The 18,858-nt window shown below is 71.3% G+C and carries 14 protein-coding genes; 9 read left to right on the top strand and 5 right to left on the bottom strand.

Translation table 11 applies throughout. The features are described 5' to 3' along the window. Positions 1–20: 20 nt before the first annotated feature. The 5 genes from G6045_RS00605 to G6045_RS00590 all read left to right on the top strand — a co-directional run bounded on the left by G6045_RS00605 (position 21) and on the right by G6045_RS00590 (position 6,563). Complete coding sequence (locus G6045_RS00605; protein WP_165329709.1) at positions 21–803, top strand: enoyl-CoA hydratase/isomerase family protein; 783 nt, start codon at positions 21–23, stop codon at positions 801–803. A gap of 57 nt (positions 804–860) precedes the next feature. Beyond that, positions 861–1,982, top strand: coding sequence for an acyl-CoA dehydrogenase family protein (locus G6045_RS40820; protein ID WP_206343112.1), 1,122 nt, complete (start codon positions 861–863; stop codon positions 1,980–1,982). Beyond that, positions 1,979–2,959 carry an acyl-CoA dehydrogenase family protein gene (locus G6045_RS40815; protein ID WP_206343111.1) on the top strand — a complete coding sequence of 327 codons (981 nt, stop codon included), beginning with the start codon at positions 1,979–1,981 and terminating at the stop codon, positions 2,957–2,959. Before G6045_RS40820 ends, G6045_RS40815 begins: the two co-directional genes overlap by 4 nt. A 6-nt stretch (positions 2,960–2,965) precedes the next feature. Beyond that, positions 2,966–4,837 (top strand): alkyl/aryl-sulfatase, encoded by a 1,872-nt coding sequence (locus G6045_RS00595; protein WP_165329708.1) that lies wholly within the window; start codon positions 2,966–2,968, stop codon positions 4,835–4,837. Positions 4,838–5,021: 184 nt separating this feature from the next. Continuing rightward, the gene (locus G6045_RS00590; protein ID WP_165329707.1) at positions 5,022–6,563 is read left to right on the top strand and encodes an amino acid permease; all 1,542 of its coding nucleotides are present in this window, start codon (positions 5,022–5,024) and stop codon (positions 6,561–6,563) included. 62 nt (positions 6,564–6,625) lie between these two features. Here the strand turns inward: G6045_RS00590 and G6045_RS00585 are convergent, their stop codons facing one another. Further along, positions 6,626–7,261, bottom strand: a complete 636-nt coding sequence (locus G6045_RS00585; RefSeq protein ID WP_165329706.1) for a TetR/AcrR family transcriptional regulator — start codon at positions 7,259–7,261, stop codon at positions 6,626–6,628. Between the two features lie 187 nt (positions 7,262–7,448). Between G6045_RS00585 and G6045_RS00580 the strand changes: the two genes are divergently transcribed. Genes G6045_RS00580 through G6045_RS00565 form a run of 4 tightly spaced genes read left to right on the top strand, consistent with a single transcriptional unit; the run spans position 7,449 to position 14,081 of the window. Next, entirely contained in the window at positions 7,449–8,273 is an 825-nt protein-coding gene (locus tag G6045_RS00580) for an urea amidolyase associated protein UAAP1 (RefSeq protein WP_165329705.1), read from the top strand. After that, positions 8,270–8,872, top strand: a complete 603-nt coding sequence (locus tag G6045_RS00575; RefSeq protein WP_165329704.1) for an urea amidolyase associated protein UAAP2 — start codon at positions 8,270–8,272, stop codon at positions 8,870–8,872. The genes G6045_RS00580 and G6045_RS00575 overlap by 4 nt, the downstream gene beginning before the upstream one ends. Beyond that, positions 8,869–12,399 carry a 5-oxoprolinase/urea amidolyase family protein gene (locus tag G6045_RS00570; RefSeq protein WP_165329703.1) on the top strand — a complete coding sequence of 1,177 codons (3,531 nt, stop codon included), beginning with the start codon at positions 8,869–8,871 and terminating at the stop codon, positions 12,397–12,399. The genes G6045_RS00575 and G6045_RS00570 overlap by 4 nt, the downstream gene beginning before the upstream one ends. A 47-nt stretch (positions 12,400–12,446) precedes the next feature. Beyond that, the gene (locus G6045_RS00565; protein WP_408056284.1) at positions 12,447–14,081 is read left to right on the top strand and encodes an allophanate hydrolase; all 1,635 of its coding nucleotides are present in this window, start codon (positions 12,447–12,449) and stop codon (positions 14,079–14,081) included. Positions 14,082–14,153: 72 nt separating this feature from the next. Here the strand turns inward: G6045_RS00565 and G6045_RS00560 are convergent, their stop codons facing one another. The 4 genes from G6045_RS00560 to G6045_RS00545 all read right to left on the bottom strand — a co-directional run bounded on the left by G6045_RS00560 (position 14,154) and on the right by G6045_RS00545 (position 18,833). Further along, positions 14,154–15,845 carry a class I adenylate-forming enzyme family protein gene (locus G6045_RS00560; protein WP_165329702.1) on the bottom strand — a complete coding sequence of 564 codons (1,692 nt, stop codon included), beginning with the start codon at positions 15,843–15,845 and terminating at the stop codon, positions 14,154–14,156. Positions 15,846–15,965: 120 nt separating this feature from the next. Continuing rightward, on the bottom strand, positions 15,966–16,730 hold the full coding sequence (locus tag G6045_RS00555; RefSeq protein WP_165329701.1) for a crotonase/enoyl-CoA hydratase family protein: 765 nt from the start codon (positions 16,728–16,730) through the stop codon (positions 15,966–15,968). Between the two features lie 33 nt (positions 16,731–16,763). Further along, positions 16,764–17,654: an acyl-CoA thioesterase gene (locus G6045_RS00550; protein ID WP_165329700.1), complete on the bottom strand. Its 891-nt coding sequence runs from the start codon at positions 17,652–17,654 to the stop codon at positions 16,764–16,766. 12 nt (positions 17,655–17,666) lie between these two features. Next, positions 17,667–18,833 carry a thiolase family protein gene (locus tag G6045_RS00545; protein ID WP_165329699.1) on the bottom strand — a complete coding sequence of 389 codons (1,167 nt, stop codon included), beginning with the start codon at positions 18,831–18,833 and terminating at the stop codon, positions 17,667–17,669. Between the last annotated feature and the right edge of the window lie 25 nt (positions 18,834–18,858).

Raw genomic sequence — 18,858 nt, 5'->3', positions numbered from 1 at the left:
CACCACAGAAAGGGACGGCGATGGCCGATCTCGAATACTCGGTCCGCGACGGGATCGCGACCATCCTGCTCAACCGCCCCGAGCGTAAGAACGCCTTCACCATCGACATGGTGAACGACTGGGCCGACAAGCTGATCGAGGCCCAGAGCGATCCTGAGGTGCGGGTGATCGTCGTGACTGGTGCCGGCGGCTCGTTCTGCTCCGGTGTCGACCTCTCCGCCTTCAAGGGCGAACACCGGCCGCCACTGGGGGAGAAGGAACTTCTCACGAAGAACGTGCACCGCGTGGCGCTCGCCCTCGAGGACGTGGACAAGCCTGTGATCGCCGCCGTCGCCGGTCCCGCCGTGGGGGCCGGAATGGACATGGCGCTCCTGTGCGACCTGCGCTTCGTCGGCCGCAGCGCGCGCTTCTCCGAGGGCTACATCAAGGTCGGCCTGGTCCCCGGCGACGGCGGCTGCTGGCTGCTGCCCCGCGCCGTCGGCACCTCCACCGCGCTGCGGATGCTGTGGACCGGTGACTTCGTCGGCGCCGACGAGGCCCTGCGCATCGGCCTGGCGGACGAAGTGCACGAGGACGAGGACCTGATGGACGCGGTGTACGCGTACGCCGCCCGGCTCGCCGAGCGGCCGCCGGTCGCCATCCGCACCATCAAGCGCGCCGTCCGCCAGGGCGCCCGCCACGATCTGCGGACCGCGCTGGACCTCATCTCCTCGCACATGGCGGTCATCACCTCCACGCAGGACTCGCAGGAGGCGTTCGCGGCCTTCCAGGAGAAGCGCCCCGGCGTCTTCACCGGCCGCTGACGAACTGGACGCCGACAGTCGGCCGCCGACCCGCCTCGTACCGCCCGAAAGGCCACCATGGACCACACACCAGGACCGGACTCCTGCGCCGAACTGCGCGCACAAGTCCGCGAGTTGACCGCCGAATGGCGCGACGCCGGACGCTACACGCCGCGCAGCGACTCCTGGCTGCGCTCCTTCGACCTCGAGTTCAGCAAGGAGCTCGCCGCGCGCGGGCTGATCGCGATGACGTACCCGAAGGAGTTCGGCGGCGCCGGGCGCACCAACGTCGAACGGCTCGCTGTGACCGAGGAGTTGCTGCGCGCCGGCGCCCCGGTGGCCGCTCACTGGATCGGCGACCGGCAGATCGGACCGGCGATCCTGCGACACGGTACGCGTCAACTACAGGAGGAGATCGTGCCGCGGATCGCCTCCGGCGAGGCGGTCTTCTGCCTCGGGATGAGCGAGCCCGAGGCGGGCTCGGACCTGGCGTCCGTGCGCACGTCGGCGGAGCCCGTGGACGGCGGATGGCTGGTCAACGGCCACAAGATCTGGACCACTCAGGCTCACCACGCCACCCACGCCTATCTGCTTGCCCGCACCTTGCGCGGTGAGCGCAAGCACGAAGGGCTGACCGAGTTCGTCGTCGACATGGACGCCGAGGGTGTCTCCGTCACGCCGATCGTGGACCTGGCCGGTGAACACCACTTCAACGAGGTCCGTTTCGAGAACGTCTTCGTTCCCGCGCATCGCGTCATCGGCGAGGTCGGCAAGGGCTGGAAACAGGTCGTCGAGCAGCTGTCCTTCGAGCGCGGTGGCGCCGAGCGGTCGCTGTCCAGCTATCCCGTCCTCATCGAGCTGATCACCGAGACCGCCCGGCAGGGCGACGACCGCGAACTGCACGCGCTGCTCGGTTCGTTGGTGGCCCGCCTGGCCGTCCTGCGCCGGCTGTGCTTCGAGGTCGCCCGGGCCATGGACGCGGGCGAGGCCCCCGTTCAGCAGGCCGCGGCGCTCAAGTACCTCGGCAACGCCTTCGAGCACGACGTCATCGAAGCGCTGCGCCGCACCGACCTGTGCCAGGAGCCGTCCTTCGACGGCGCATTCGGCCAGGCGCTGCTCGCCTCGCCCGCGTTCAGCCTGCGCGGCGGCGCGGCCGAGGTCCTGCTCTCCCTCATCGCCCGTCAGGAGGCCCGTTCATGAGCCGCAGCCAGTTCGCAGAGGAACTGCGGAGCCTGGTCGACGGCCTCGCCGCGGCCGGCAGCCCCGACCTGTGGGACAGCCTGGTCGACCTCGACCTGCCCCGTATCGGCATCGACGAGGAACGGGGTGGCCCCGGCGGGTCCCTGTACGACCTGCTCGTGGTCGTGGAGTCACTTGCCGGTCACGGCATCGGCGTACCGATCGTCGAGGCGTCCACCGCGGACTGGGTCGTCAGCCGCGCCGGGGACCTTGCCGACGGCCTCGCCACGGTCGTGCTGCTCGACGAGGCGCCCGACGTCGCGTCCGGCACTCTCACCGCCGAGCTGACCTCGGTGCCGTGGGCCCGCGACGCCGCCCGCCTCGTGCTGTGCGCGCCCGGAGTGGCGCCGCTGCAGGTCGACTTGGGCGATGTCTCGGTGACCGTACGGAACGTCGACAACATCGCTGGGGAGCCCCGCGACACCGTGGTCCTGACCGCCACCCCGGTCACCTCCGTCGAGGGCGCGCCCGCATACGCCGAGGTTCGGGAGCGGCTCGCGCTCCTGTGGTCGGCGGCCGTCCTTGGCGCCGCGCACGGCGCCTACCGGCTGACCCGCACCTACGTCTCCGAGCGCGAGCAGTTCGGCGCCCCGCTCCTGAAGATCCCGGCCGTCGCCGGGAACCTCGCCCGCATGCGCGTCCAGCTCGTCCAGGCCGACGCCGCGCTGGCGCTGGCCCGCGAGGGCGGCGCGGTCGACATCGCCCGTATCACCACAGCCGCCGCGGCCACCGAAATCGCCCAGATCGCCCACCAGTTGCACGGCGCCATGGGCATCACCGAGGAGTACCCGCTGCACCGCCTCACCCGCCGCCTGTGGTCCTGGCGCGACGCCGTCGCCTCCGAGCGCCGCTGGGCCGAAAGCCTCGGCCGCCGCGCCGCCGACGCGGGCGAGAGCGGCGTCTGGACCCGGATAACCGCCACCCACACAGAGGGATGACCTTCCATGGCTGCCACCACGGACGCGCTCGACTGGAACGACACCACAGACCAGGCCAACGCCACCCGCGGCCTGATCGACAAGCTGGAGCCCTGCGTCGTACGCAATGAGGCGGGCCGGGTCGTCTGGGACAACGACCGCTGGGACTTCCTGACCAAGGACGACTGCCCCGACACCGTGCACCCGAGCCTGTGGCGCCAGAGCCGGCTCAACACCGCACAGGGCCTGTTCGAGGTCGCGCCCGGCATCTACCAGGTCCGCGGCCTCGACGTATCCAACATGACGATCATCGAGGGCGACACCGGCGTGGTCGTCGTCGACCCCCTGACGTCCAAGGAGGTCGCCGCAGCGGGCCTCGGGCTGTACGCCCGCAACCGCGGTGAGCGCCCGGTCAAGGCCGTGATCTACACGCACAGCCACGGTGACCACTTCGGCGGCGTCCTCGGGGTCACCACCAACGAGGCGGTCGGGGCCGGAGAGTGCGCGGTCATCGCGCCCGACGCGTTCATGGACCACGCCGTCAGCGAGAACGTCTTCGCGGGACCGGCGATGCTGCGCCGCGCCGTCTACATGTACGGCCGCTCGCTGCCCGTCGGCCCCGAGGCATCCGTCGGCTTCGGCCTCGGTCAGGCCCTGTCCACCGGAACCGTCGGCCTGATTGCACCGACACGGAGCATCACTGCCACGGGGCAGGAGCTGGTCCTGGACGGAGTACGGCTGGTCTTCCAGCTGACCCCGGACACCGAGGCCCCCGCGGAGATGAACTTCTACCTGCCGGACCACCGTGTCCTGCTCATCGCCGAGAACGTCAACCACTCGCTGCACAACGTCCTCACGCTGCGCGGCGCCCAGGTCCGCGACGCCCACGCCTGGGCCTCGTACATCACCGAGTCGATCCAGCTCTTCGACGAGACCGACATCCTCATCGGCTCCCACAACTGGCCGACGTGGGGTCGCGACGCGGTACAGCGCATCCTCACCCAGCAGCGCGACGCGTACGCGTACCTGCACGACCAGACCGTACGTCTGATGAACCAGGGCCTGACCGGCCCCGAGATCGCCGAGGAGATCCAGGCCTTCCCCGGCGAGCTCGGCGCGGCCTGGAACGCACGCGGCTACTACGGCTCGATCAGCCACAACGTCAAGGCGGTGTACCAGCGTTACATGGGCTGGTACGACGGCAACCCGGCGCATCTGTGGCAGCACCCGCCCGTCGAGCAGGCCAAGCGCTATGTGGCTGCGATCGGCGGCGCGGACGCCACCGTCACCTCGGCCCGCGAGGCGTTCGCGTCCGGCGATCTGCGCTGGGCCGCGGAGCTGCTCAACCACGTCCTGTTCGCCGAGCCCGAGCACGCCGAGGCCAGGGAACTGCAGGCGCAGACATACGAGACGCTGGGCTTCGCCCAGGAGAACGGCACTTGGCGCAACATCTACCTCACCGGCGCCAAGGAGCTGCGCGAGGCCGGTCAGGAGGTCCGGCGGAGCGGCGCCCCCGGCAAGGAGAGCGTCGACATGCTGGCGGCGCTGGGCACCGGGCAGATCTTCGAGTCGATGGCCGTACGGCTGGACGGCCCGCGGGCGGCGGCCCACCGGCTGCTGCTGCGCTGGGAGTTCACCGACACCGACGAGGTGTGGACGCTCCTGGTCGGCAACGGCGTCCTCACCCCGATGCGTGGCGACGCACCCGGCGGGGAGGCTCCGCACCTGACCCTCGGCCTGCGGCGCGCCACGCTCGACCGGATCCTGGCGCAGCACACCTCCTTCCCCGATGCGATCGGTTCGAGTGAAGTCACCGTGGCGGGCGACGTCACCGTCCTGTCGACCTTCTACGGCCTGCTGGAGAAGCCCGCGCGCAACTTCCCGATCGTCCTGCCGTAGCCGCAGGCTTCCAGCCCGGCGCCGGGACCCACAACACGCGGGTCCTGGCGCCGAGTTGGTCACCCGCCTCGCTCGCCGTCGAGGTGAGGGGTTAGGCGCGATGTGGACATCACCGCGACACGGCACCGAAACAGCCGGTCCCTACTTTCTGTCATCCGACAGGAATTCATGACAGGGGCCCGCCATGACTGCCACCGCACCCACGGATGTACGTCCCGACCCGCCGGAGTCCCCGGGGGCCGACGATGCCTCGCTGACCCGGTTCGGATACCGGCAGGAGCTGCATCGCAGCATGGGGCGGTACGCGTCGTTCGCTGCCGGGTTCTCGTTCATCTCGGTCCTCACGACGGTCTTCCAGTTCTTCGCCTTCGGCTACTCCTTCGGTGGCGCCGCGTTCTTCTGGACCTGGCCCGCCGTGCTCATCGGCCAGCTGCTCGTGGCGTGCTGCTTCGCCGAACTCGCCGCCCGCTACCCGCTGTCGGGCGCCATCTACCAGTGGTCGACGCGGCTGAGCACCCCGGCCTTCGGGTGGTTCGCCGGCTGGATCATGGTGATCGGCCAAGTGGTGGTGGTCGCTGCCGCCGCGCTCGCCCTGCAGGTCGTTCTGCCCGCCATCTGGTCCGGCTTCCAGCTCTTCGGCGGCGACCCGGCACCCACGACGCCGACCGGCGCCGCCAATGCGGCGCTCCTGGCCGTCGTGCTGCTGGCCTTCACCACAGCGGTGAACCTCCTGGACAACCGGGTCATGTCGGCGATCAACCGGGTCGGCGTCACCGCCGAGATCATCGGCGCCGTACTGATCGTGGTGCTCCTCTTCACGCACTCCGAGCGCGGCACGGGCGTTACCCTGCACACCGGCGGCCAGGGCGGCGCGATCGGGGCGCTGCTCGTCGGCTCGTTCACGGCCGCCTACGTCCTCATCGGCTTCGACAGCGCGGGGGAGTTGAGCGAGGAAACGCGTTCCCCGCGCCGTACGGCGCCCCGCACGATCCTCCTCGCCCTGGCCTCCGCCGGCGTCATCGGCGGACTGCTCGTACTCGGCGGGCTGCTTGCCGCCCCGAGCCTGACCGACGGCCGGCTCGCTACGGAGGGCCTCTCGTACGTGCTGACCAGCAGCCTCGGCGACGGAATCGGCAAGGCACTGCTCGCTGTCGTGGTGATCGCGATCGCGGTGGCGACGCTCGCCATCCAGACGGCCGGCTCGCGCATGCTGTTCTCCATGGCGCGCGACGGGGTGCTGCCGTTCTCCCGCGCGCTGGCGAAGGTCTCCCCGCGCACTGGGATGCCGGGCCTCACCGCGATCGTCGTCGGGGTGGCCGCCGCGCTGCTCGGCCTGCTCAACCTCGCCTCCCCGGAGGCCTTCCTGGCGATCGGTACGACGTGCATCGCGATGCTCTATCTCGCGTACGCCATGGTCACCGGGCCCATGCTCGTACGTCGGCTGCGCGGCGGGATCGGCGGCAGTCAGGACGTGGACGAGCTGGGCAAGCCGCTGTTCTCGCTGGGCCGTTGGGGGCTGCCCGTCAACGTGGTGGCGCTGGTGTACGGGCTCGCGATGACCGTCAACCTGGCGTGGCCGCGTGCGGCGGTGTATGACCCGGCGGGCGGGCACTGGTACTTCCAGTGGTTCACCGCGCTCTTCCTGCTGGCCACGGTCCTGGTCGGGGTTGTGTACCGGTTGTGGCGGGCGCGGCGGTGGGCCGCGGCGCCCGTGGCAACCGCTTGATCTGTTCAGCCCCGGCCCGCTTCAGCTGTCGTCTCTCCACGGCTGGGGCGGGCCTCGGCGTTTCAGCCGCGCCCGACCGTACCCGCGACCCTGAGTGCCGCGTCGGCGGTCGCCGTCGCGAAGGACGCCGCGGGGCGGGCGGGATCGGAGCGGCGGATCAGCAGCACGCTCTCGACCAGGCCGAAGACCAGGTCGGTACGGAGGGCCAGCTCGCTCTCGTCGAGTGCGGCGCAGGCGTCGGTGGCGGCGAGCAACCGGCCGTACAACTGCTTGAGTTCGTCGCGGGTGGCGTGGAAGCCGGCGAAGCGGTCGCCGCGGACCTCCGGCAGGAGATACAGCGCGCCGAGGTTGTGCGGGCCGGAGCAGAGGAGTTCTACGTCTGCGCGGCACAGTAGCCAAAGGCGTTCCTCGGCGGGTGAGTTGTCGTCGGCGAGGAGGGTGCGGGCCAGGACGAGCGACGGGGTGACCGTTCCCTCGAGGAGCTCGACGAGCAGGTCTTCCTTGCCCGCGAAGTAGTGGTACATCGTCGCCTGTCGCATGCCGGCGCGTTCGGCGACGGCGCGGGTGGTCGTGGCGGCGTAGCCGTGCTCGGTGAACAACTCGGCCGCGGCGGCGAGCAGTTCCTCGCGCGCCGGCAGGCCGCTGGCCGGTCGCGTTGTGGCGCGCGGCCGGCCGACTCGTCTCGCAGCGGTGCTCATGTCGCTGATCGTCGCACATCCGTCCGGCGGGGCGGCGGGCCCGATCCGGGCCTCGTGCGCGGTGAGCATGCGGTAACGCGGTGGCAACGCGGGGGCAATCCGGCCGACCTGGTCGGGACCTAATTTCTGTCGGACGACAGAAATCATGTCCGAGCCGTCAAGTCCTCACCCCGGAGGCCGAATCGCCATGGCGACAGCAACCACCCACGGTGCCCGCGCCCACGCCCGCGCACAGGAGGGCACCCGGGCCGAGGCCATGCCCGTCGTCCCCGCCGCCGACTGGCCCGCCCCGCCCTGTGAAGCAGGCCATCTGGTGTGGGCGGAGACCGTGGCGGGCGGCAACTACACGCACAAGGTCCTCGCCCGGGGCACCGAACTGCGCCTGACGGACCTGCGGGGCGACGCCTGCGCCCATCTGCTGCTGCACGTCGCCGACCGGCCGTGGGAGCGCCTGAACACCGCCGACACGGTGAAGGTGCAGTGGAACGCCTACCTGGGGGAGGGCCGGTTGCTCCTCTCCGACCAGGGGCGCGTCCTGGCGTCCGTCGTCACGGACACCTCCGGGCGGCACGACGCGCTGTGCGGCACCTCCACCCTCGTACGCAACACCGAGCGGTACGGCGACGGAAGCCCGCAGTCCGCTTCGCCCGCCGGGCGCGAGCTGCTGAAGCTGGCGGCCCTCAAGAACGGCCTCGAACCGCGCGATCTGCCGCCCTCGCTCTCCTTCTTCCAGGGCGTGTCCGTCGACGAGGACGGCGCCCTGGACTTCACCGGCTCCGCGGGCCCCGGCACCAGCGTCACCCTGCGCGCCGAGCAGGACCTGACCGTACTGATCGCCAACGTGCCGCACCCGCTCGACCCGCGGACCGACTACACCAGCAGCCCGCTGGAGGTCCTCGCCTGGCGGGCCGCGCCCACCCGCCGGGGCGACCCGCTGTGGGACGCCACCCCCGAAGGCCGGCGCGCCTTCCTCAACACCGCCGAACACCTCGCCGCCAGGGGGCTCGCATGACCAGCTTCGACATACCCGCCCGTGCCGCCTGGTCCGCCGTCGTCCGCGAGGGCGAGCAGCTCACCCTCACCGACCTGCACGGCAACCAGGCCGTGGACTTCCTCGTCTACGACGCCCACGACACCGCCGTCCGCTACAGCGCCCCGGACACGATCCACGCCCAGGGCGGCATCTTCCTCACAACCGGCAGCGTGCTGCTCTCCAACGAGCACACCCCGCTGATGACCGTCACCGAGGACACCTGCGGGCGCCACGACACCGTCGGCGGCGCCTGCTCCAAGGAGTCCAACACCCTGCGCTACGGGCACCACACCTACGGGCAGCACGCCTGCGTCGACAACTTCCTCGCCGAGGGCGCCCGTCACGGACTCGGCAAACGCGATCTGGTGTCCAACATCAACTGGTACATGAACGTCCCCGTGGAGAAGGACGGCACCCTCGGCATCGTCGACGGCATCTCCGCCCCCGGCCTGCGCGTCACCCTGCGCGCGGAGCGTGACGTCCTCGTCCTGATCTCCAACTGCCCGCAGATCAACAACCCCTGCAACGGCTTCGAGCCGACCGCCGTACGCACGACGATCACCGAGGCCGCCCGATGAACAGCACCACACCCCCTGCCTTCGACACCCTCCTTGTCGCCAACCGGGGCGAGATCGCCGCCCGCATCATCCGCACCGCCCGGCAACTCGGCCTGCGCACGGTGGCCGTCTTCTCCGACCCGGACCGCTCGGCCCGGCACGTGCGCCTGGCCGACGAGGCGGTACGGCTCGGGCCCGCGGCCGCCAAGGAGTCCTACCTCGATGCCGATCTGGTGCTCGCGGCCGCCAAGGACACCGGCGCGGGCGCGATCCATCCCGGCTACGGATTCCTGTCCGAGGACGCGGACTTCGCACGGCGATGCGCCGACGCGGGCATCGTCTTCGTCGGGCCGACCGCCGAGCAGCTGGAGCTGTTCGGCGCCAAGCACACGGCACGGGCCGCCGCCGAAGCCGCCGGTGTGCCCCTCGCACCCGGCACCGGACTGCTGCCCGACCTGGCCGAAGCGCTGACGGCGGCCGGGCGGATCGGCTACCCGGTGATGCTGAAGGCGACGGGCGGTGGCGGCGGCATCGGCATGAGCGCCTGCCGCACGCCCGAGGAGCTCTCCGATGCCTGGGAACGGGTGCAGCGCGTGGCGGCGGCCTCGTTCTCCTCCGCCGGGGTGTTCCTGGAGCGGCTGGTGGAGCGTGCCCGGCACGTGGAGGTGCAGGTCTTCGGTGACGGGCAGGGCAAGATCGTCACCTTCGGAGACCGCGACTGCTCGCTGCAGCGCCGCAACCAGAAGGTCCTTGAGGAGGCGCCGGCGCCCGGACTGCCGCCTGGCGTCCGCGCCCATCTCGCCTCGGCCGCCCAGAAGTTGTGCGCGCAGGTCGGCTACCGCTCGGCGGGCACGGTCGAGTTCGTCTACGACGCGGCGCGCGAGGAGGCGTACTTCCTGGAGGTCAACACCCGGCTCCAGGTGGAGCATCCGGTCACCGAGGAGATCTACGGCGTCGACCTCGTCGAGTGGATGCTGCGCCTGGCCCAGGGCGACACGACGGTGGTACGCGATCCCGGTGCGCCGCGCGGCCACGCGGTCGAGGCGCGGGTGTACGCCGAGGACCCCTCACGCGACCACCGGCCGAGCGCCGGGCGGCTGACGCGGGTCGCGTACCCCGGCGGGGTGCGGGTGGACGGCTGGGTGGAGACGGGGACGGAGGTGACGACGGCGTACGACCCCATGCTGGCCAAGGTGATCGCGTACGGGGTCGATCGGGCCGAGGCGCTGGCCAAGCTGGACGCGGCGCTCGCGCTGACGCGGATCGACGGCATCGAGACGAACCTGGGGCTCGTACGGGCCGCACTCGCCGAGCCGTCCGTACAGGCGGCCACCCACTCGACGGCCACCCTCGCGCAGATCACCGATACGACGCCGCGCATCGAGGTGAGCGCGGGCGGCACGCTCACCACCGTCCAGGACTGGCCGGGTCGCACCGGTCACTGGCAGGTCGGTGTGCCACCGTCCGGACCGATGGACGACCTGTCCTTCCGCCTCGGCAACCGGGCGCTGGGCAATGCCGAGGGCGCGCCGGGTCTCGAGTGCACGCTGCAAGGTCCGTCTCTGAGGTTCTCGCATCCGGCGACGGTGTGTGTGACGGGGGCGCCGACCCCGGTCACCGTGGACGGTGAGCCGGTGCCGCAGTGGGCGCCGGTGACGGTGCCGGGCGGGTCGACGCTGGATGTGGGGGCGCCGGACGGGGCAGGCCTGCGCACGTACGTGCTGTTCGCGGGCGGTGGCCTCGATGTGCCGGCGTTCCTCGGCAGCGCGGCGACGTTCACGCTGGGCGGGTTCGGAGGGCACGGCGGGCGGGCGTTGCGTACCGGCGATGTGCTGCACGGCTCGGGTGTCGCGACCGGCACGCCGGTCCCGTACGAGGAACGTCCGGCCTTCGCGACCACGTGGCACATTGCGGCAGTTGAAGGCCCGCACGCCGGCCCGGAGTTCTTCACCGGTGACGACATCCGCGACTTCTACGCCGCCGACTGGAAGGTCCACTTCAACTCGGCCCGTACCGGTGTACGGCTCGTCGGCCCCAAGCCGCGCTGGGCCCGTACCGACGGGGGCGAGGCAGGGCTGCATCCGTCCAACATCCACGACACGCCGTACTCGGTGGGCGCCGTCGACTACACCGGAGACATGCCGGTCCTCCTCGGACCGGACGGACCCTCCCTCGGCGGGTTCGTCTGCCCGGCGACCGTACTGAGCTCCGAGCGCTGGAAGCTCGGCCAGCTGCGGCCGGGCGACACTGTGCGCTTCCTCCCGGTGACCGTCGAGAACGCCGGACGCCCGGAGTTCGTGGACGGGGGGATCCTCGCGCAGGACGACGATGTGACGTACCGGCGCAGTGGTGACGACAATCTGCTCGTCGAATTCGGTCCGATGCAGCTCGACTTGGCGCTGCGGATGCGGGTGCACGCGCTCATGGAAGCGGTCGCCTCGGCCGAACTGGACGCCGTCACCGACCTCACGCCCGGCATCCGCTCGCTGCAGATCAAATTCGATCCGGCGCGGCTCACCCAGGCCGCTCTCCTCTCGGTGGTATGCCGGATCGCCCGCGCGCTGCCCGCCACCGGCGATCTGCGCGTCTCCTCCCGCACCGTGCATCTGCCGCTGTCCTGGGACGATCCGGCGACCCGCGAGGCCATCGCCCGCTACATGGCGGGGGTGCGCGACGACGCGCCGTGGTGTCCGTGGAACATCGAGTTCATACGCCGCGTCAACGGCCTCGACTCGGTGGAGGACGTCTACCGCACGGTCTTCGACGCCGAGTACCTGGTCCTTGGCCTGGGCGACGTCTACCTCGGCGCCCCCGTCGCCACACCGCTCGACCCGCGCCATCGCCTGGTGACCACCAAGTACAACCCCGCCCGCACCTGGACGGCGGAGAACTCCGTGGGCATCGGCGGCGCGTACCTCTGCATCTACGGGATGGAGGGGCCCGGCGGCTACCAGTTCGTGGGCCGTACGACGCAGGTCTGGTCACCGTGGCAGCAGCGGGGCGGCTATGAGCCGGGCAAGCCGTGGCTGCTGCGGTTCTTCGACCGCATCAAGTGGTATCCGGTCGAGGCCGACGAACTCCTGGAGCTGCGCGCCGACATGACGGCCGGACGCTTCGCGCCACGGGTGGAGGAGGGCACGTTCTCGCTTGCGGACCACTTGCGGTTCCTTGACGAGCACGCGGAGTCGATCGAGGCGTTCCGGGAGCGTCAGGCCGCGGCGTTCGGGGCGGAGCGTCAGGCGTGGGAGGAGGCCGGCGAGTTCGCCCGCGCCGAGGCGATCACGGAGCCGGCGCCGATCGCCGAGGACATCGAGGTGCCTGCGGGGGGCCATCTGATCGAGGCCGAACTCGCCGCCTGTGTATGGCAGGTGAACGTCGGCCGAGGAGACGTGGTGCGAGCCGGGCAACAGCTGATCGCGCTGGAGGCGATGAAGATGGAGTCGCCCGTCCACGCCCCGCGCGACGGCGTGGTCGTCTCCGTGCTGGCGAAGCCGGGCGATCAGGTGCAGGCGGGTACACCGCTGATCGTCCTCGCCCCGACGGCATGAACCGCCGACGCCTGCCAGAGCAGAACCCCCGATCCGAGGAGCCATACGTGACCGCTTCCGACCTGCCACTCGCCGTACACCGCGTACGGGCCGCGTACGACCGCATTCAGGCGACCGACCGCCCCGAGATCTGGATCAGCCTGCGTCCGCGTGCCGAAGTGGAGGCCGAGGCAGCGGCGTTGGACCCGCAGCTGCCGCTCGCCGGGCGGCTCCTCGCGGTCAAGGGCAACATCGACGTGGCCGGTCTGCCGACCACGGCAGGCTGCCCCTCGTACGCCTACGAACCGGAGCGCGACGCCCCCGTCGTCGCCGCGCTGCGTGCGGCCGGCGCGATCGTGCTCGGCACGACCAACCTGGACCAGTTCGCTACCGGCCTGGTCGGCACCCGCTCGCCGTACGGCGCGGTGCACAGCGTCGCCGATCCGGCGCGGGTAGCGGGGGGTTCGAGCTCCGGCTCGGCGGTCGCGGTGGCGCTGGGCATCGCCGACCTCGCCCTCGGCACGGACACGGCGGGATCAGGACGGGTACCGGCGGCATTCAACGGCATCGTCGGTCTGAAGCCGACACCGGGCCTCGTACCGACGGAAGGCGTGGTGCCGGCGTGCGCGAGCCTGGACTGCGTGACGGTCTTCGCGCGGACGCTCCCCGAAGCACGCGAGGCGTTCACCCACATGGCCACCGCGACGGTGCGTCCGCCCCGGCGCGAGCCCGGTCCCTGGCGTATCGCCATCGTGACACCGGACGGGCTCGGCGAGATGGACCCGGGCTGGCGCGAGGCATACGAAGCGGCGACGGCCCGGCTCGCGGTGGCGGGCGCCGAGCTGCAGAGCATCGACCCGGCGCCCTTCCTCGAAGCCGCCGCCATGCTCTACGAGGGCGCCTTCGTCGCCGAGCGGTACGCCGCGGTGGGCACCTTCATCGACAAACAGACCGACGATCTGGACCCGACCGTCGCGGCAATCATCACCCGGGCACGCGACATCCCGGCACACCGCCTCTACTCCGACCAGCGACACCTGGACAGCCTGAAGGCAAAGGCCCTTGATGCCCTCGGCGACGCGGACGCCCTGCTGCTACCCACCACGCCCGGCCACCCCACGCTCGCCGAGGTCGCAGCCGACCCGCTGGGTTCGAACGCGCGCCTCGGCCGGTTCACCAACTCCACGAACCTCTTCGGCCTGGCGGCCGTCGCCGTCCCGGCGGGCACGGTCGGCGGCCTCCCGTTCGGGGCGATGCTGATCGGCCCGGCGGGCACGGACGAGCGCCTGGCGCAGCTCGCGGAACTCCTCACCCCGCGCGTCCCGCTCGCCGTGGTCGGGGCGCACCTCACCGGGCAGCCGCTGAACGCCCAACTCCTGGCGCTGGGCGGCAGATTCGTACGAGCCACGACCACCGCGCCCGAGTACCGCCTGCACGCGCTCCGCACCGACCCGCCCAAGCCGGGCCTAGTGCACACCCGCGACGGAGGAGCCGCGATCGAAGCGGAGGTGTGGGAACTGCCGCCCGAGGGACTGGGGGCACTGGTCGCCGCGCTCCCGCGCCCGATGACGATCGGCAGCGTCGCCCTCGCCGACGGGACCGCGGCACCCGGCTTCCTCTGCGAACCGGACGCACTTCACGGTGCCGCCGACATCACGGCGACCGGAGGCTGGCGCGCCCACCTTGCAGCGCAGGGCGAATGAACCAGAACGGCAGACCTGGACGGAGAGTCGTCTCCGTCCAGGTCTGCCGCAAGCACCCCTCAAGACAATGACTCAGTCGTTCGCCGCCCGCCGCCGCAGTTCCGTCTTGAGGATCTTCCCCGTCGCCGACAGCGGCAGTTCGTCCACGATCACCACATCCCGGACCCGCTGATACGGGGCGACGCGCGCGGCCACGTACGCGATGAGCTCCTCCGCTGTAGCGGACAGGCCCTCCTCGGTCTTCAGCGAGACGAAGGCCACCGGGATCTCGCCGTTCTCGGGGTGCGGCCGGCCCACGACCGATGCCTGGGCGACCGCGGGATGCTCGCGCAGGAGGTTCTCCAGCGGGCCCGGGTACACGTTGTACCCCTTGTAGATCAGCATGTCCTTCGCCCGGCCGACGAGCGACAGCCAGCCGTCGGAGTCGAGCGTGCCGAGGTCGCCGGTGCGCAGCCAGCCGTCGACAAACTGATCGGCAGTGAGTTCGGGGTGCCCGTGGTACCCATCGGTGACCTGCGGACCCTTGACCCACACTTCACCGCGCCCGCCGGTGGCCACCGGTGTGACTCCGTCCAACTCCCGGATCTCCACCTCGGTGTCGAAGAGGATCAGACCGGTACTGCCCTCCGGGCGTGGCATCGAGCGGTCGAGTGGGCTGATCGCGACGCCCATCGTCGCCTCCGTCAGTCCGTAACCGTCGCTGACCACCGCGTTCGGGAAGATCTCGGCGAGTTCGGCGGTCGCGGCCGGGTTGATGGGTGCGGAGCCGCTGCTGACCAGGCGTACGCAGGACAGGTCGCGCTCCCGCACGTCCGGCACCGCGAGGATCGCGTGGCACAGCGCGGGGGAGCCGGTGATGGCGTGGACGCCGAGCCGCTCGATGGTGTCCAGGTACCGGACCGCGTCGAAGCGGCCGAACACGACGACGGTCAGCCCGGCGGCGACGAACACGCTCTGGCTGACCATGCCCATGCCGTGGAAGAGCGGGGCGATGGAGATACCGGTCGCGGTGCCGATCGGGATGTGGTGTGCGGTCCGGGCCTCGGGCACATGGCGCAGGGTGATGCGGCCCTGCTCGTCCGTGTGGGGGAGGGCGGCGCTGCGCCAACACCCCACCTGGAGCACGTTGATGAAGAGATTGCGGTGCAGGACCCGCACCGCCTTGGGCACGCCCGTCGTCCCACCGGTGAAGGCCAGGTGGGCGACCGCGTCCCCGTTTACCGCCGTGGCCGGTGCCGCCTCCGCCTTCATGAGGTCGTCGAACGCGACGGTGGCGATGGGGAACGCGACCGGCGCCCCGTCACCGGCCGGTGCCGCTGCCGTCGCCGGTGCGAGGCAGATGCGGCGGACCGACTCGGATCCCACCAGTGCCTCGGACATCTGCGCCGCGACGGCCGGGTGGGTGAACGCCGCGACGGCGCCCGAGTCGTCGAGCTGACGGCGCAGGGCGAGGGCCGGCTGCGTCGGGTTCACCGGCACCACCGCGGCGCCGGAGAGGAGGATGCCGTAATAGGCGACCGTGAACCAGATCGAGTTGGGCATGTGCAGGGCGACGGCCTCGCCGGGGACGATGCCCTGCTCACGCAGTCCCTGGGCCACCCGCAGGGCCCGCTCGTGCAGTTCGGCGAAGGTGAGCCGCACTTCGCCGTCGATCAGCGCCGCCCGGTCGGGGAAGGCGTGGGCGGACCCGGCGAGCAGATCGGCGATCGTGCCGTCGGGACAGCCGAGCGTGCGGGGCAGCCCCTGCGGCCAGAGGGTGGTCATGGCGGAACTCCTTTGTCCGGTCATGCCCGAGCATTGCCTCGGGACTGTAGCTGTGGATCACCTCGGCGCCGTGCGGCTCGACGGTGCGGCGCACCGGGGCGTGGAACGGTGGCGGAGCCGTCAGCAACTGCCCCAGACGGGGGCCCGCTTCTCGGCGAAGGCCCGCGCGCCCTCCTTGGCGTCGGCCGAGGCGAACACCGGGGCGCAGGCCGCTCGGTTGCGGTCCCACGCCTCGTCGGACGACCAGTCGGCCGAGTCCACGACGATCCCCTTGCTGGCCCGTACGGCCAGCGGGCCGTTGGCGGCGATCTCCTTGGCGAGGGCCATCGCGCCCGCGAGCGCCTCGCCCTGCGCGGTCAACTCGTTGACCAGTCCGAGCTCGTAGCCGCGTTCGGCTCCGAGGAGGGCACCCGTCAGCGCGTACTGCATCGCCACGTTGTACGGGATTTTTCTCGGCAGACGGACGAGGCCGCCGCCTGCTGCGATGAGGCCGCGCTTGGTCTCCGGGAGGCCGAACTTCGCGGTCCTGGCGGCGACGACCATGTCGCAGGCCAGCGCCAGTTCCGTGCCGCCGCCGAGTGCGTAGCCCTCGACCGCGGCGATCAGCGGCTTGACCGGCGGCGTCTCCGTGACCCCGCAGAACCCGCGGCCGGGGATACCGGAACGCTCGCCGGCGGCCAGGGCCTTGAGGTCGGCGCCGGCGCAGAAGGTGCCGCCGGCACCCGTGATCACCCCGACGACGAGGTCGTCGCGGGCGTCGAGCTCGTCGATGGCCTCGGCGACGGCGTCCGCCACGGCCCGGTTGACCGCGTTACGGGCTTCGGGGCGGTTGATCGTCACGATGGCGATGCCGTCATCGAACGAGGTGAGGACCAGATCGGACATAGGAGTTCCTCCGGTGGGACGTAGACAGGGGGATCAGGGCTTGTGGGCCCGCGCCGGCCGCACCACGGTCTCCTGCACCACATGGGCGATCAGGGTGCCGTCGATGCTCCAGACGTCCGCGAACGCGAGGCCGCGGCCATCCGCGAGGGTCGGGCTCCGCTGGGCGAACAGCATCCACTCGTCGGCGCGGAACGGCCGGTGGAACCAGACGGCGTGGTCGAGGGAGGTGAGGAACACCGACGACGGCTCGTCGCGCAGCATTCGTGGTTGCTGGTGTGCCAGCGCTGTGGCCGGAGCGAGGAAGAGGTCGGAGGCGTACGTCAGGGCGAGGGTGTGCAACGCCGGGTCGTCGGGCAGCCGTTCGCTCGCGCGGATCCAGAGTTTCTGCTCCGTCAGACCGGGAGTGGTCGGCTCGGCAGGCCCGGACACGTAACGCATGTCGAGGAAGCGGCAGAACTCCGCCTGCGCGAAGTCCTCCGGGTTGGTCCTCGCCCAGGTCTCGTACAGGTCGGGAAGCGCGCGGGGTCCGGCGGTCCGCGGCATTGCGGGCTGGCGGTCCAGGGCGGACTCCGGCCGTTTGAACGACGCGGTGAGCGAGAACACGGGCACGCCGTCCTGGACGGCGGTGACCTGCCGTGACAGGTAGGAGGAGCCGTTGCGGATCCGGTTCACGGCGTACTCGAAGGGGCGGGCGGTGTCGCCCGGGCGCAGGAAGTGGCCGTGCAGCGAATGCACGGCGCGGTCCTCGGGCACCGTGCGCCCGGCGGCAGCGAGTGCTTGGGCCGCGACCTGGCCGCCGAAGGCCCGTGCGGGGATGCCGTCGTGGCACCAGCCGCGGAACAGGTCGCGGTCAATGCGCTCCACGCCCAGGATCCCGGCGAAGTCCTTGCCCAGGCCCGGTTCAGTGGCGGGCGGTGCGGTCATCGAGGGTCGTCCTCACAGGAGTTCGAGGATGGTGGCGTTGGCCATGCCGCCGCCTTCGCACATGGACTGCAGGCCGTAGCGGATGCCGTTGTCCCGCATGTGGTGGACGAGGGTGGTCATGATGCGGGCGCCGGAGCCGCCGATGGGATGTCCCAGGGCCATGGCCCCGCCGAGCGGGTTCATCCGCTCGTACTCCGCGCCTGTCTCGCGCAGCCAGGCCAGGGTGACGGAGGCGAAGGCCTCGTTGATCTCGAAGGTGCCGATGTCGTCGATCGACAGTCCGGCCTTCTTGAGCGCCTTGGCGGTGGCCGGGATCGGGCCCTTGAGCATGGTGACGGGGTCGGTGCCGGTGACCACGGCGGTGTGGATCCGGGCCATCGGGGTCCAGCCCTGGGAGCGGGCGAACTCGCTCGACGTGACCAGGAGCGCGCCCGTGCCGTCGGACACCTGCGAGGCATTGCCCGCCGTGATGCTCCCGTCGTCGGTGAAGGCAGGCTTGAGCGCGGCGAGTTTCTCCAGAGTGGAGCCGCGGCGTACACCCTCGTCGGTGTCGAAGACCCGGGTGGTGCCGTCCTCGTCGGTGACCGTGATCGGGGCGATCTGATCCTTGAAGCGGCCCTCGTCGATGGCGCGGGCAGCGCGGGCGTGGGAGTCGAGGCCGTGCTGGTCCATCTCGGTGCGGGTGATGCCGTACTCGTCGGCGATCATCTGGGCGCCGGTGCCCTGGTTGAACCGGATGCCGTCGTAGCGGGCGAAGACGTCCGGGCCGAAGGGTTCGCCGAAGGTGCCGTCGCCCCGCGTGGTGCCCAGTGGGAGCCGGCTCATGATCTCCACGCCGCCGGCGACGGCGACGTCGTACTGGCCGGCGATCACACCCGCCGCGGCCTGGTGGACGGCCTGCTGCGAGGAGCCGCACTGGCGGTCGATCGTCAGGCCGGGCACGGACTCGGGCCAGCCGGCCGCGAGGACGGCGGCCCGGCCGACGCATCCGGCCTGCATCCCGACCGCCGAGGCACAGCCCCAGATCACGTCGTCGACGAGGGCCGGGTCGAGATGGTTGCGCTCGACCAGGGCGTTCAGCACATGGGCGGAGAGCGAGGCGGAGTGCAGCCGCGAGAGCGAGCCGCCGCGCTTGCCCACGGCGGTACGGACAGCATCGACGATCACTGCGTCGCGCATAGGTGCTCCTGGAGAAAAGGGGTGG

This window comes from Streptomyces mesophilus, assembly GCF_011044995.1.
GTDB lineage: Bacteria > Actinomycetota > Actinomycetes > Streptomycetales > Streptomycetaceae > Streptomyces > Streptomyces mesophilus.
This window is presented reverse-complemented; position numbering and strand designations above follow the sequence as displayed.